Annotated in this window: 11 protein-coding genes; 10 read left to right on the top strand and 1 reads right to left on the bottom strand. The window is 31.1% G+C overall.

Translation table 11 applies throughout. The features are described 5' to 3' along the window. Positions 1-229 precede the first annotated feature (229 nt). Positions 230-4,744, top strand: a complete 4,515-nt coding sequence (gene gltB / locus BT151_RS04930) for a glutamate synthase large subunit (protein ID WP_245794720.1) — start codon at positions 230-232, stop codon at positions 4,742-4,744. Between the two features lie 4 nt (positions 4,745-4,748). After that, positions 4,749-6,212 (top strand): glutamate synthase subunit beta, encoded by a 1,464-nt coding sequence (locus tag BT151_RS04925; RefSeq protein WP_072400630.1) that lies wholly within the window; start codon positions 4,749-4,751, stop codon positions 6,210-6,212. A gap of 63 nt (positions 6,213-6,275) precedes the next feature. On the opposite strand, the gene fbp is transcribed toward BT151_RS04925, so the two are convergent. Then, positions 6,276-7,280: a class 1 fructose-bisphosphatase gene (gene fbp, locus BT151_RS04920; RefSeq protein ID WP_072400629.1), complete on the bottom strand. Its 1,005-nt coding sequence runs from the start codon at positions 7,278-7,280 to the stop codon at positions 6,276-6,278. Between the two features lie 122 nt (positions 7,281-7,402). On the opposite strand from fbp, the gene BT151_RS04915 reads away from it, so the two are divergent. From BT151_RS04915 to BT151_RS04880, 8 genes are all read left to right on the top strand, one after another. Then, complete coding sequence (locus tag BT151_RS04915; protein WP_072400628.1) at positions 7,403-7,882, top strand: GNAT family N-acetyltransferase; 480 nt, start codon at positions 7,403-7,405, stop codon at positions 7,880-7,882. A 1-nt stretch (position 7,883) separates the two neighbouring features. Continuing rightward, entirely contained in the window at positions 7,884-9,134 is a 1,251-nt protein-coding gene (locus tag BT151_RS04910; RefSeq protein WP_072400627.1) for an aspartate kinase, read from the top strand. A 22-nt stretch (positions 9,135-9,156) separates the two neighbouring features. Further along, a complete protein-coding gene (locus tag BT151_RS04905) occupies positions 9,157-10,986 on the top strand; it encodes a GNAT family N-acyltransferase (protein WP_072400626.1) in 1,830 nt (609 codons plus the stop codon). A gap of 458 nt (positions 10,987-11,444) precedes the next feature. Further along, complete coding sequence (locus BT151_RS04900; RefSeq protein WP_072400625.1) at positions 11,445-11,660, top strand: hypothetical protein; 216 nt, start codon at positions 11,445-11,447, stop codon at positions 11,658-11,660. Between the two features lie 111 nt (positions 11,661-11,771). Further along, the gene (locus BT151_RS04895) at positions 11,772-12,584 is read left to right on the top strand and encodes a GLPGLI family protein (protein ID WP_072400624.1); all 813 of its coding nucleotides are present in this window, start codon (positions 11,772-11,774) and stop codon (positions 12,582-12,584) included. A gap of 28 nt (positions 12,585-12,612) precedes the next feature. Beyond that, on the top strand, positions 12,613-12,813 hold the full coding sequence (locus BT151_RS04890) for a hypothetical protein (protein WP_171946609.1): 201 nt from the start codon (positions 12,613-12,615) through the stop codon (positions 12,811-12,813). A gap of 57 nt (positions 12,814-12,870) precedes the next feature. Further along, on the top strand, positions 12,871-13,632 hold the full coding sequence (locus BT151_RS04885) for a GLPGLI family protein (protein WP_072400622.1): 762 nt from the start codon (positions 12,871-12,873) through the stop codon (positions 13,630-13,632). Continuing rightward, positions 13,608-16,277 (top strand): carboxypeptidase-like regulatory domain-containing protein, encoded by a 2,670-nt coding sequence (locus BT151_RS04880; protein ID WP_072400621.1) that lies wholly within the window; start codon positions 13,608-13,610, stop codon positions 16,275-16,277. The genes BT151_RS04885 and BT151_RS04880 overlap by 25 nt, the downstream gene beginning before the upstream one ends. The last annotated feature ends 3 nt before the right edge of the window (positions 16,278-16,280 follow it).

Below are 16,280 nucleotides of genomic sequence, written 5' to 3'. Positions count from 1 at the left end.
TTGGTATTTATACAATCATTTATTACCATAAATTCACATATTGGTATTTCTGCCTAAAAAAACACCAATTGAATATTTAATAAAAAACTGGTTATATATTGATATATAATTATTTTTATCTTCCCTTATCCTTAAAAATCGAAATAATGAAATACCCCTTATTGTAATTCAATTACTAGTACCTATCTTAGCTATTCAACTCAAATTTTAAAACTAATATTTGTTGATTATGCTGAAGAAACAAGGACTATATTTACCTGAATTTGAACATGAAAATTGCGGCGCAGGTTTTATTTGTAATCTAAAAGGAGAAAAAACAAATCAAATCATTCATGATGCCTTAGAAATTCTAGTAAAATTAGAACACCGTGGTGGTGTTAGTGCAGATGGAAAAACTGGAGATGGCGCCGGATTATTAATAGATATCCCTCATGAATATTTTTTAAGGGTATGTGACTTTAAAATACCTGACCCTAGAGAGTATGCTGTTGGTATGGTTTTTCTTCCTAAAACAGAAAATCAACATCGCTTTTGTAAGGATGTTTTCGAAAAAGAAATAAAAGCTCAAGGTCTTGCCGTTTTAGGATGGCGAAAAGTACCCGTAGACTCTTCACAATTAGGTGAAATTGCTAAAGCTTCAGAGCCTAATATCGAACAAATTTTTGTGGGGAAAACAGAAGCAATAGATGAAGCTGTTTTTAAAGCAAAACTATATGCTGCACGTAAAATTACTGAGCACACGATTAGAAGGTCTAAAATATCCGAAAGCGGGTATTTTTATCTACCAAGTTTATCTACAACTACCCTAATATATAAAGGAATTATAATGCCCGAAGATATTGGGCCTTATTATACAGATTTACAACAAATAGACCTAGTAACACGCTTAGCATTAGTACATCAGCGTTTTTCAACTAACACAATGCCTACTTGGGAATTGGCTCAGCCATTTCGCTTTATGTGCCAAAATGGAGAGATTAATACCTTACGTGGTAATGTAAGTAGAATGCGTGTTCGTGAAGAAATCATGAAAAGTGACGTTTTCGGACCTCAAATAGATAAATTATTCCCAATAATTCTCCCAGGAAAATCAGATTCTGCATCAATGGATATGGTGGTTGAATTATTAACACACACCGGACGTTCTTTACCAGAAATCATGATGATGATGATTCCTGAAGCATGGGAAAAACACAAAACCATGTCTGAAGAACGTAAAGCATTTTACGAGTATAATGGTTGTATTATGGAACCTTGGGATGGCCCAGCATCAGTACCTTTTACAGATGGTGATTATATTGGTGCTTTATTAGACAGAAATGGATTAAGACCATCAAGATATACCGTTACCAAAAGTGGTAAACTAATCATGTCATCAGAGATTGGAGTTGTTGATATCGCACCAGAAGACATAGAAAGTCATGGTAGATTAGAACCTGGAAAAATGTTTTTGGTAGACATGAATGAAGGGCGCATTATTAAGGACGAAGAAATTAAAAGTAAAATTGTTTTAGAAAGACCATACAAAGAGTGGTTAGACAAAACTAGATTGCACTTAAAAGACGTTCCCTATACCAACGAAACTTGCCCAATAGAAACTATTGATATTAAGACAAGACAACGTTTATTTAATTATACGTTTGAAGATATTCAAGAGGTTATAACACCTATGGCCATTGTTGGAAAAGAAGCATTAGGCTCTATGGGTATAGATACACCTTTAGCTGTTTTATCTGATAGACCTCAACTTATTTCAAACTACTTTAAGCAATTATTTGCACAAGTTACCAACCCTCCATTGGACGGAATTCGTGAAGAAATAGTAACCGATATTGGTTTAAATTTAGGTAAAGACCGAAATATTTTTAGCATTACAGAAAGACAATGTAGAAAGTTAAAAATACAAAATCCTGTAATTTCTAATGCCGATTTAGAAAAAATTAGAACTATTGATATTGAAGGCTTCAAAGCTGAAACTATTAACATTTTATATCCGAAATCTCAAGGAGTAAATGGTTTAGAAGATGCTTTAGAAAATATTATAAAACAAGTTGAAAAAGCTCTAGTAAGAAAAACTAATATCATTATCCTTTCAGATAGAGGTGTTAATCAAGATTTCGCTCCTATTCCAGCTTTATTAGCCTGTTCTTATGTAAATCATCAAATGAATCGTTTACGCAAGCGTTCTTATTTCGATATTATTATTGAATCTGCAGAACCTCGCGAACCTCATCATTTTGCTACTTTATTTGGCTATGGCGCTAGTGCTATAAACCCATATATGGTAAACGAAATTATCAGAATGCAAGTTAAAGATGGCTTTATTACTGGTATAGACGAGCAAAAAGCTGTTGATAATTTCAATAAAGCTATTGGAAAAGGTATTTTAAAAATAATGAACAAAATAGGAATCTCTACATTACATTCTTATAGAGGTTCTCAAATTTTTGAAATTGTTGGTTTTAATTCTCGTTTTGTTGAAAAGTATTTCCCTTACACAGCTTCAAGAATTGAAGGTATAGGTTTATATGAAGTTGAAAAAGAAATTAATGAACGCTATAAATCTGCTTACCCAGATAAAGCTATTGATAAACTTTTAGGACTAAATATTGGTGGTGATTATAGATGGAGACGTAACGGCGAAAGACATTTATTCAATCCAACAACGGTTGCAAAATTACAACAAGCCGTTAGATTAAGTGACCAAGCAAGCTATGATGTTTATTCTCAGGCAATAAATGAACAAGCTGAAAACTTAATGACCATTCGTGGCTTATTTGAGTTTGATAATTTAGACCCTATTCCTATTGATGAAGTAGAACCTTGGACAGAAATTGTGAAGCGTTTTAAAACGGGAGCGATGTCTTATGGTTCTATTTCGCGTGAAGCACACGAAAACTTAGCCATTGCCATGAACCGTATTGGTGGAAAATCAAATTCTGGGGAAGGTGGTGAAGACAGAAAACGTTTCCACCCAGATGTAAATGGAGATAGTCGTAATTCGGCAATAAAGCAAGTAGCTTCTGGTCGTTTTGGAGTAACATCTCACTATCTAACAAACGCTAGAGAAATTCAAATAAAAATGGCTCAGGGAGCTAAACCTGGAGAAGGTGGACAACTACCTGGCGAAAAAGTATATCCATGGATTGCAGCAGTACGAAACTCGACACCTTTTGTGGGGTTAATTTCACCGCCTCCACATCATGATATATATTCAATTGAAGATTTAGCACAATTAATTTTCGATTTAAAAAATGCAAATCGTGATGCTAGAATTAATGTGAAATTAGTATCAGAAGTTGGTGTTGGAACAATTGCTGCTGGTGTTGCCAAAGCAAAAGCTGATGTTGTACTTATTTCTGGTTACGATGGTGGAACAGGAGCTTCTCCTTTAACCTCATTAAAACATGCTGGTTTACCATGGGAACTTGGTTTAGCCGAAGCACAACAAACACTTGTTTTAAATAATTTAAGAAGTAGAATTGTAGTAGAATGCGATGGCCAATTAAAAACAGGTCGTGATGTTGCTATTGCTGCTTTATTAGGCGCTGAAGAATTTGGATTTGCTACCGCGCCTTTAGTAGCTTCTGGTTGTATTATGATGCGTAAATGTCATTTAAATACTTGCCCTGTTGGAATTGCTACTCAAGATAAAGAATTGCGTAAAAACTTTAAAGGTACACCAGAACACGTTATTAATTTCTTCTTTTATATCGCAGAAGAATTACGTGGTATTATGGCTCAATTAGGGTTTAGAACTTTAGGTGAAATGGTAGGTCAAACACATAAAATAAATGCTAACAAAGCCATTAAACACTACAAAGCAAAAGGGTTAGATCTATCTAGTATTTTATACAGACCAACTGCTTACAGACAAATGATTGTTAAAAACACTGAACAACAAGATCATAACCTTGATAATGTTCTAGATTTTACAATTCTAAAAGATTCTCACAGAGCTTTATATAGAAAAGAAAAAATGACTCTAGCGTATCCTATAAGAAATATTGATCGTACAGTTGGAGCCATTGTAAGTAATGAAATTTCAAAAATTTACGGACATTTAGGATTACCAGAAGATACTTTAAATATCAATTTTACAGGTTCTGCTGGTCAAAGTTTCGGAGCTTTTGGAGCACACGGATTATCATTTACTATTGAAGGAAACACTAACGATTATCTAGGTAAAGGGCTTTCTGGAGCTAAACTAATTGTGAAGAAGCCTGTAAAAGCAGATTTTATTGCCGAAGAAAACATCATTATTGGTAATGTTTGTTTATTTGGAGCCGTTCAAGGTGAAGCTTATATAAACGGTATTGCCGGCGAACGTTTTGCTGTTCGTAACTCGGGAGCAATAGCTGTTGTTGAAGGTGTTGGAGATCACTGTTGTGAGTATATGACAGGTGGTAAAGTAGTTGTTCTTGGTAAAACAGGAAGAAACTTTGCTGCAGGTATGAGTGGTGGTTTTGCATACGTTTACGATCCTGAAAATAAATTTGTAAATGGTTTATGTAACACTGAAACTATTGATTTTGAAGATATTTCAATCGAGGATTCATTAGAATTAAAAGGATTAATACAAAAGCATGTGCTTTATACAGATAGTAACAGAGGTAAAGAACTTTTAGATAATTGGGAAACTAGCCTAAACAACTTTGTAAAAGTAATGCCAACAGAATACAAACGAGCCTTAAAACGTTTAGAGACTGAAGAACAAATGGTAGAAGAATTAACAATAGCATAATGTCATGGGAAAAGTAACAGGATTTAAAGAATTTGAAAGACAAGATGAAACATACACGCCTGTAGAAGACCGTGTTAAAAATTATAAAGAATTTACAGTAGCATTAAAAGAAGAAGAAATAATAAAGCAAGGATCTCGCTGTATGGATTGCGGTATTCCGTTTTGCCATAGTGGTTGCCCGCTTGGAAATTTAATTCCCGATTTTAATCACATGGTTCACCAAGGTGAATGGCAAAAAGCATCATGGTTATTACATTCAACAAATAACTTCCCAGAATTCACAGGACGTTTGTGTCCTGCACCATGCGAAAAATCATGTGTTCTAGGCATTATTGAAGATCCCGTTTCAATAGAAAATATTGAAAAAAATATTGTAGAGCGTGCTTTTAAAGAAGGATGGATTAAACCTCAACCTCCTAAAACACGTACAGGTAAAACTATAGCTGTTGTAGGCTCTGGACCTGCAGGTTTAGCTGCAGCACAACAATTAAATAGAGCAGGACATATTGTAACTGTTTTTGAAAGAGATGATGAAGTTGGTGGTTTATTACGTTATGGCATCCCTAATTTCAAAATGGAAAAAGAAATTATAGACCGTCGTTTAGCTATATTAAAAGCTGAAGGCATTACTTTTAAAACCAATGTAAACGTTGGTGTTAACTATGATGCAAAAGAATTAAAAGCTTTTGATGCTGTTGTCCTATGCGGTGGTGCAACAGAAAGACGTAGTTTACCAACACCAGGAATTGATGCAGATGGCGTGGTACAAGCTATGGATTTTTTAACACAGCAAACTAAAGTGTTATTTGGTAAAAAAGTTGAAAACCAAGTAATGGCTACAGATAAAAACGTCATTGTTATTGGTGGTGGTGATACAGGATCAGATTGTGTTGGAACATCAAATCGTCATGGAGCAAAATCTGTAGTGAATTTTGAAATTATGCCTAAACCTCCAGGGCATCGTTCACCAACTACACCTTGGCCTTTTTGGCCTCTTCAGTTAAAAACTTCATCTTCACATGAGGAAGGTGTTGAGCGTAACTGGTTAATTAATACCAAAGAGTTTGTTACTGATGCAAGCGGAAAATTAACAGCATTAAAAACAGTAAATGTTGAATGGAAAATGGTTCCAGGTCAACGTCCACAACTCGTAGAAATTGAAGGTACAGAAAAAACATGGCCTTGTGATTTAGCACTGTTAGCCCTAGGTTTTACAGGACCTGAAAGCACGCTTGCTGATAAATTAGGTATTAAGACTGATGCTCGTTCAAATTATAAAGCTGAATACGGTAAATACCAAACCAATATTCCAAATATTTTTGCAGCTGGCGATATGCGTCGCGGGCAATCGTTAATTGTTTGGGCTATTTCTGAAGGTAGAGAAGCAGCACGACAAGTAGATATTTATTTAATGGGTGAATCTAATTTAGCATCAAAAGATGTTGCTGGAGATTTGGTTGCTATGTAATAATAAAGAGTATTAATATTTTATAAAAAATGCGAACTGAGAAGTTCGCATTTTTATTTTTTATTATACGTTTATCATAAACTCCTCTACCTTGTCAACCATATTTCTGCTACCACAAATAAAAGGTACGCGTTGATGTAATTCAGTTGGTTCTATATCCATAATTCTAGTAAACCCATCACTAGCCTTGCCTTTAGCCTGTTCTGCTAAAAACGCTATTGGATTACATTCATATAATAAACGTAATTTCCCATTAGGGTTTTTAGAACCCTGAGGATATAAATAAATACCGCCTTTTATCATGTTTCTATGAAAATCTGAAACTAAAGAGCCTATATATCTTGAAGTATATGGCCTATCATCTTCTTCCTTTTGGCAATATTTAATATAATTTTTAATTCCTTGAGGGAAATCAAAATAATTACCTTCATTCACAGAATAAATAGTACCATCTTCAGGAAATTCCATATTAGGGTGCGATAAATAAAATGAACCAATTGCAGGGTTTAAAGTAAATCCATTAACACCATCTCCAGTAGTATAAACTAACATGGTTGATGTACCATAAACCACATAACCTGCAGCCACTTGTTGATTTCCTTTTTGTAAAAAATCTTTTAATGTTACAGGCGTTCCAACAGGAGTAACGCGTCTATAAATTGAAAAAATAGTACCTACAGATACATTTACATCTATGTTTGATGAACCATCTAAAGGATCAATTAAAACTATATATTTATTTTGATGATTTTCATCTTGACTATTAATGGAAATAAAATCGTCTTCTTCTTCACTGGCAATACCACAAACAATATTTCTATTTGTCATGGTTTGAATAAATTTTTCGTTAGCATAAACATCTAACTTTTGCTGGTCTTCTCCTTGAATATTGGTGTCGCCAGCTGCTCCAATAATATCTACTAAACCAGCTTTGTTAACTTCATGATTTACAACTTTGGCGGCTAATCGAATCGAGTTTATAAGACTTGATAATTCTCCAGAAGAATATTTAAACGATGATTGATTTTCGATAATAAATTCTCCTAAAGTTTGCTTTTTATGAGTCATAAATAAAGTTGATTTGTTTATACAAATATCTTATAAATTTTAACGAACTACAACGTTTTCGTAAAAGAATACTCTTTTAAATATTGAACTTTAAACTATATTTGAAATAATTAAAAATTATTATGGATTTCACAATAAGAAAAGCTAGAAAAGAAGATATGCCTTCCGTTTATAAATTAATAAATGAACTGGCACATTTTGAAAAAGAACCCGACGCGGTTGAAGTAACAGTTGAAGATTTAAAAAATGACGGATTTGGTGAGCATCCCGCTTTCCATTGTTTTGTTGCCGAAGCTAATTCTAAAATTGAAGGTATTGCTTTAATTTACAATCGTTATTCTACTTGGAAAGGAAAAATATTACACTTAGAAGATTTAATTGTTAGCCAAGCTATGCGAGGTTCTGGAATGGGTACTGCGCTTTTAGACGAGGTAGTTAAATATGGTCATAGTTTAGGAGTAAAACGCATCAATTGGGAGGTAATTGATTGGAATGAACCAGCTATAACTTTTTATGAAAAAAAAGGTGCAAATGTTATGCGTGATTGGGATGTAGTCCAATTAAGTGAACAAGCCATAAAAAATTATATTTCAAAAATATAGAATGGAAGTATTTAAGTTTGGAGGTGCTTCTGTAAAAGATGCTAATGCTGTAAAAAACATGGTATCTGTACTACAAAAAGTTGGTTTTAAAAACACGCTTATTGTGGTATCTGCTATGGGTAAAACAACAAATGCCCTGGAGGTTGTCATTAAAAATTATTTTGAAAACAAAAAGGAATTACAAAGCTCTCTTCAAGATGTAAAAAAATACCATAATACAATTCTTTTAGATCTTTTTGAAAATGAAAATCATTCAGCATTTAAAAAAATCGGAGTGCTTTTTAATGAATTAAATAGTTTTCTTAATACTAATAAATCACCAGATTATAATTTTGTATACGATCAAACTATTGGTTTTGGTGAGTTAGTTTCTACTACAATTATTAGTGAATATTTAAACTCCATTGGTTTACAAAACAATTGGCTAGATGTTAGAGATTTTATCAAAACAGATAGTTATTACAGGCGTGCAAACATAAATTGGGAAGCAACCCAAAACTTAATATTCTCAAACTTTAATCTATCTAGTTTAAACATTACGCAAGGTTTTTTAGGTAGTGATGCCAATAATTTCACAACCACATTAGGTAGAGAAGGTAGCGATTATACGGCAGCCATTTTTGCTTATTGTTTAAATGCAGATAGTGTAACAATTTGGAAAGATGTTCCTGGGGTTTTAAACGCAGATCCAAGATATTTTGAAAACGCCAGATTATTAAACAAAATATCATATACAGAAGCCATTGAATTGGCTTTTTATGGTGCTTCTGTTATTCACCCAAAAACATTACAACCACTACAAGGGAAAGAAATTCCTTTGTATGTAAAATCATTTTTAAACCCAGAAGCTAATGGGACAAAAATTGGAAAAGATTCTGTATTAGAACCTAATATTCCTTGTTTTATAGTAAAGAAAAATCAAGTGTTGATTTCTTTATCATCATTAGATTTTTCATATATCGTTGAAGAAAATATAAGTGAAATTTTTAACCTTTTGCATTTATATAAAATGAAGGTTGATGTTATCCAAAACTCAGCAATAAGTTTTTCAGTTTGTGTAGAGAACATCTATAATAATCTCGAAAAATTATTACATCATTTAAAATCAAAATTTAAAGTCACATGCCACGAAAATGTGTCACTGTATACCATTAGACACTATAACGAAAAGGCAATTACTCAAATTGAAACCGATAAAACCGTGTTATTAAAACAATTAACTCAAGAAACCATTCAAGTAGTAACTAAATAAACAATTTACTACATTTGCAGCCATGACCAAGCAACAAGATACAGGATTAGTAACAGCCAAAGAAGTCGCTAAAGCTATTCAATTAGAGAAATATGGGTTTGTAGGTACTTTTATTGGGTGGTTGCTTATGAAATTGCTTAAAATATCTACATTAAATAAATTTTATAAACGCAATAAACATCTAAAAAACATAGATTTTTTAGATAGTATTTTAGACGAATTTAAAATTAAATTTGAAATACCTGAGGAAGATTTAAAACGTTTACCAAAAGACGGAGCTTATATAACTGTATCTAATCATCCGCTTGGTGGTATAGATGGTATTTTACTTTTAAAATTAATGCTAGAACAGCGAGATGATTTTAAAATAATAGCAAACTTTTTATTACATAGAATAGAACCTATAAAGCCCTACATTATGCCTGTAAACCCTTTTGAAGACAGGAAAGATGTTAAATCAAGCATATCTGGTTTTAAAAATTCAATCTTACATTTAAGAGCAGGGCATCCGTTAGGTATTTTTCCTGCTGGTGAAGTATCAACTTATCGTGATGGTAAATTAGTAGTTGATAAACCTTGGGAAGAAGCTGCTATGAAATTGGTTAAAAAAGCCGAAGTGCCTGTTGTTCCTATTTATTTTCATGCAAAAAACAGCAAATTATTTTATAAGCTTTCAAAAATTAGTGACACGTTTAGAACCGCTAAATTACCATCGGAAGTTTTAACACAAAAGCGTCGTACAATAAAGGTTCGAATTGGTAAACCAATTTCTGTAAACGATCAAAAAGAACATGCTTCCTTAGAAGATTTTTCAGAATTTTTAAGACGAAAAACGTATATGTTGTCTAATTCATTCGAAGATAAATCGAAAATTTTAGATAATATTTCATCCACTCTAAAAGCTCCAAAATCACCTAAGCGTATTGTTACGCCTGTTGATCAAAAAATAATGACAAACGAGGTTGAAGCACTTTATAAGGGTGATTTTAGACTTTTACAAAGCAAAAATTACGAAGTGTTTTTAGCTCCAGCTGAAAAAATCCCTAACATTCTTAGAGAAATTGGGCGTTTAAGAGAAATAACCTTTAGAGAAGTAGGAGAAGGCACTAATGAAGCCATAGACTTAGATGACTTTGATACGTATTACCACCACATGTTCTTATGGGATAATGAGCGTAAACTTATTGCAGGAGCTTATAGAATGGGGTTAGGCTCTAAAATTTATGAGCGTTATGGTATAGATGGCTTTTACTTGCAAGATTTATTTCGTTTTGAACCAGAGCTTCATAAAATGATGAGCCAGTCTATTGAAATGGGACGCGCTTTCATTATTAAAGAATATCAACAAAAACCAATGCCTTTATTTTTACTTTGGAAAGGTATTGTTCATACTACATTACGTTTTCCAGAACATAAATTTTTAATTGGTGGTGTTAGTATTAGTAATCAGTTTTCAAATTTCTCAAAATCTTTAATGATTGAGTTTATGAAATCACACTATTACGATCCATATATTGCACAATATGTTCGCCCTAAAAAAGAATTTAAAGTAAAATTAAAAGACGCCGATAAAGATTTTGTTTTTGATGAAACTGAAGCCGATTTAAACAAGTTTGATAAGTTTATTGACGAAATAGAACCAGGAGCTTTACGTTTACCTGTTCTACTTAAAAAGTACATTAAACAAAATGCGAGGTTGGTAGCATTTAATGTAGACCCATTATTTAATAATTCGGTTGATGGATTAATGTATATTAAAATTGCCGACTTACCCGAAAGTACTGTTCGTCCTGTAATGGAAGAGTTTCAAGCAGAATTAGAACGTAAGTTTGCAGAGAAAAACGAGAGTTAATGTTATTAAGAGGAGCTTGCGATGAAGAAATCTACCCGTCATTACAAAGTAAGTAATCTTCTAATTGGAATCAGATTTCAATACAAACAAATTGCATCTTTACACTTGCTATCACTTAGGTTTTTTATAAATTCTCTTATAAATTACTTTTTACGGGAAACCCGCTGCACTTTTCTTAGTTTTTGAAAAAGTATGTATTTTTTTACAAAAAAAGTTTCTTTTTCTTATTTTTTTTTTACATTTAACATGCTCAATAACAAAGTTTTGTTTCAGTCTATGATAAATAATGTTTTGGGGCAAAAAAATGTTACAACAAATCAGCGCTGATTATTTTTATACCTCCTTAAAATTAAAATAATAGATCCAGTGTTTAGGTTTTAGGCTGAATAGACTGAACACATATTTAGTTTAACTAACCAGTTATTTAACAAAATTAACTGGTTCAATATTTTAAAATTATGAAAAATTTATTTTTTACTTTAACTTTTGTGCTAATAGGAGCACTTGGTTTTGCTAATAATTCCGTTAAAAAAGAAATAACTACAAATAAAGAATTGGTTAATTCATTAACCAATTCTCTAAAAACAACTAACAAATTAGAAATATTTGGAACGTGTTATATTCGAATTACATTTTATGACGAAAATGGTAATGTTCTAAAACAAGAGCTTTGATTTTTGAAAATGTTGCTAGTGCAGAAGATTGTTCTAATATGGCAGATGAAATAGAAACAGCTCTAAATAATTAATTTTTTAAAATAAGCTGTTTCAGTATTCAAATAACTAATGAAACAGCTTATTTATATTACAACATTTATGAAAAATTTCCTGTTATATATATTCACAATCTCATCTTTTATCTTTTTAAATGCTCAAAACACTAAAGCATTTGTCGTTAACTACGATATTTATTTAAATTCAGATATTCCTAATATTCAAAATGGAAAGCTACTAATTAATAGTTCTAAAAGTGAATCTTTTTTTATTATTAGTGGTTTTAAAAGAATAAATGATGTGAACGATATAAATAAAAATGCTGAAGATAATGCAGATTTAAGAATTCAAATGAAATCTAATAAACTAAGATTTGTGCATGTTAAACCCGAGACAGATAGTTTATTTAGTACTTCTAAATATTTTTCTAACAATTATTTAATTTCGGAATCAATACCAAAAATAGATTGGGTATTATTAGATGAAGAAAAGAATATTGATGGTTTTGTGGTTGCTAAAGCTTCTGCTACTTTTAGAGGAAGAAAATATTATGCTTGGTACAGTACAACATATCCTTTAAGTTTTGGTCCATGGAAATTTAATGGGTTGCCAGGTTTAATTTTTGAAGTTTATGATGAAACAAATACATATAGGTGGATTATTAAGTCAATAAAAAAAGAAAACGATGTCCCTTTTAATTATAACATAAACGAATATAACAAGATTAGTTTAAAAAAATATGTAGAAGTTAAATATAATGATGATGAGATTACAACATTTCTTAAAGCTAAATTACCTAGAGGTGTAAAAATTTCATCTGAAGAAAAAGGACAGAGAAATGATATAGAATTAATTTATGAATGGGAGAACAACACAAAGAAATAGTGAAATATTCATTAATTTTTTTTTATCATTGACATTTTTGTTTTTAAGTGTTTCTTTAAATGCAAAAAATAAAATAATAACTAAAGTATTTGATGTATGTACAGTAACTGTTGAAATTTACGAAAATGGGGAGTTAACTGGAACTGGAACCTATACCGATAATACTGGAGACTGCGAATATGCAGAAGCTATGGCTTACTTTATAGCTGTGCTTACTCATGCGCCTTAATTAATTAAAAGCAGCTTAATATGGAAAGTATTAAGCTGGTTTTAAAAATTTATAATTATGAAAAAAAGCATTTTAATTTTCTTTACAATTTTTTTTATAAATATGCTATTTTCTCAATCTAGTGGAGTTGTAGAATATGACTATAAAAAAAGACTAGGTATGAATTACGAAACTACAGGCATTTTATATTACAATTCTTGGTCATCCAACTTTGTAGAGTTAAAAAATAATCATGAGGCTCAAAAAAATTATGATGATGACGGTAAGATTAAAATTTCTACATCTAATGGAAATATAAGACCACAGAATTATTTTAATAAAAAAAATAATACATTATTTAGTACAGAAATTTTTTTAGGAGAAAAATATATTGTTGAAGAAAAAATTCCACAGCTTAAATGGCAACTGCAACAATCTACTACTAAACTAATTGATACTTTTTTGTGTCAACAGGCTACAACTTATTTTAGAGGGCGTAACTATATTGCTTGGTTCACAACTGCCATTCCAATAAGCTTTGGTCCTTGGAAATTACAAGGATTACCTGGTTTAATTTTAGAAGTTTATGATACTGATAAAGAAATATACTTTTTGGCAAGAAAAATTAAATTTAAACAAGAGCCGATGATTAAAGTTCCAGAAATAAAAAATCAAATAAAAATCAAGGAATTCATTCATCTAAAAAAAGAAAAATATAAAGAAAAAAGTGAAATTATCGCGTCTAAAATGCCAAGAAATGCTAAATTCAAATTTACACCTCCTCCAAGGGGGTCTCAAAAAGAAATAATATACGAATGGGAAGAATCAAAAGAAGATTAATTTTTTTTATTTTAGTTTTTTTTTTTAGCAAGATTAGCTTTTCTCAAACTAAAATTTATGGAAAAGTAATTGATAAAAATAAAACACCTATAATATCATCAAGCATAACAATTAAAGACAGCTTAAATACATCTATCTTAACTTACACGTTCTCGGATGAAAATGGTAACTATACCATCAGTAATAATACAGGGAATTTTTATATCTCATTTTCCTCTTTAGGCTTTAAAAACAAAACATTCCCTTTAAATTTAAAGAAAAATCAAAATGAGCTAAACATAGATGTTGTTTTAGATGAAGATTTAACCCCTTTAGATGAAGTAATCATTAAAGCCGAACGCTCTATTTCCATTAGAAATGATACAATAAATTTTAAGACTAAGTACTTTGTAAATGGCACCGAGCAAACTGTTGAGGATTTACTTAAAAAAATACCTGGTTTAAATATTGATGGTCAAGGCACTATAAAAGTAGGCAACCAAGAAATAGAAAAATTAATGGTTGATGGTGATGACCTTTTTGAGAAAGGCTATAAAATACTATCCAAAAACATGCCCGCTTACCCCATTGAAGAGGTCGAAGTTTTAAAAAACTACTCAAATAATAGGTTATTAAAAGGTGTTGAGGAAAGTGATAAAGTAGCTTTAAATCTAAAACTTAATGAAAAATCTAAACGCCTTTGGTTTGGCAATGTTGAAGTTGGTATTAGTGATAATAACTTTTATGAGCTAAAAGGTAACCTCATGAATTTTGGGAAGAAAAATAAATACTATTTTCTTACTACCCTTAATAGTATTGGTTATGATGCCACTGGTGATATAGAACAATTAATAAGACCTTATCGTAGAAATGAACCCGCAAGTATTGGTGATAACCAATCCATTAACTCTTTATTAAATTTATCGGCCTCAAATACTAGTTTTAAAAAAAGTAGAACCAATTTTAACAATGCAGAACTTGCTTCGCTAAACGCCATTTTTAACCCCTCAGAAAAACTAAAAATAAAAACCCTAGGCTTTTTTAATTGGGACGAAACCAATTTTTTTAGAAATAGTTTAGATTTTACAAATGTTAATGGTACAACGTTTACAAATACTGAAAATTACCAGCTCAGAAATAAAAATAGAGTTAGCTTTGGCAAGCTAGATTTTACGTACAACATTTCCAAAACAAAAATGTTGGAAGCTATTACCAAATATAATAATGGGGAATTTAATGACACTTCTAATTTAGTATTTAACGGTAATGCTACCATTGAAAATTTACAACATCAAAACATACTTTTTGATCAAAAAATAAATTATACCAATAAATTTAAGGATAAAAAAGTATTCCTACTCACAGGGCGTTATATAGATGAAGAAACACCTCAAAATTATGCTATTAATCAATTCTTCTATCAAGATTTATTTCCTAATTCAAGTAACGCCAATAATGTAAAACAGCAAAGCTCAAATAAAATGCAATTTGCTGGTATCAATGCGCATGTATTGGACCGTAAGGAAAATGACGATTTATTGGAGTTACAAATAGGCAACGAATACAGAAAAGATAGATTAAGTACCCTATTTTCATTATTTGAAAACAACACACTTATAGATGCGCCCGAAGGGTATCAAAACCAAACTACCTACCAAGTAAACGATTTGTATTTTAAAAGTAAATACCGCATAAAAATCAATGATTTTGCCCTAGTCGGTAAATTAGATTTGCACCAACTTTTTAATAATTTGCAAAACGGATTGTTTTCAAACAATCAAAACCCTTTTTTCATCAACCCAAGTATAGGGCTTGATTGGAAAATAAATGATAACAACAAGGTTACGTCATCTTATTCATACAATACAACAAACTCAAAAGTATTAGATTTGTATAGTGATTTTGTGCTAACTGGCTTTCGTTCGTTTTCAAAAGGAATAAGTGGATTTAATCAATTAGATGCTTCAAGTATGGTGATTAATTATCAACTTGGTAATTGGACCGATAGGTTTTTCACAAATATTTTTGTGCTATATAGCAAAAACCATGATTTCTTTTCTACAAATACCATAATTGAACAAAACTATACACAGTCTGAAAAAATCTTGATAAAAGATAGAGCTTTTTTAAGTGTCAATTCTAACTTAGATTACTATTTTAAATTCATATCTTCAAATTTAAAATTAGATTTAGGCTTTGCTAAAAGCGAGTACAAAAACATTGTAAACAACTCGAATTTAAGAGAAATTGTATCAAAGAATTACAACTATGGTTTAGAGTTTCGTTCAGCTTTTAAAGGTCTTTTTAATTACCATATTGGTACAGAATGGACAACCACAGAAATAGAAACAACTATAAAAAACTCGTTTACTAATAATAACAGCTTTTTAGATTTATCTTTTGTGTTTAATGAGAAATTTGATTTTCAATTGCAATCCGAACGCTACTTTTTTGGAAACCTAGATACTAATAATACTTATTATTTTTTAGATTTTGACGCCAGATACAAGCTCACAAAAAATAAAATGACTTTAGGTCTCACAGGAAAAAATCTATTCAATACTAAAACTTTTAGGAATTTTTCAATCAGCGATATTGGAACATCAACAACAGAGTATAGATTGTTGCCAAGGTTCATACTTTTAAAAATGGAATATAGATTTTAAGCA

Origin of the sequence: Flaviramulus basaltis (assembly GCF_900114265.1) — a bacterium.
Classification (GTDB): Bacteria; Bacteroidota; Bacteroidia; order Flavobacteriales; family Flavobacteriaceae; genus Flaviramulus; species Flaviramulus basaltis.
The sequence above is the reverse complement of the archived record's forward strand: the minus strand, read 5'-3'. Positions and strand labels throughout refer to the sequence as shown.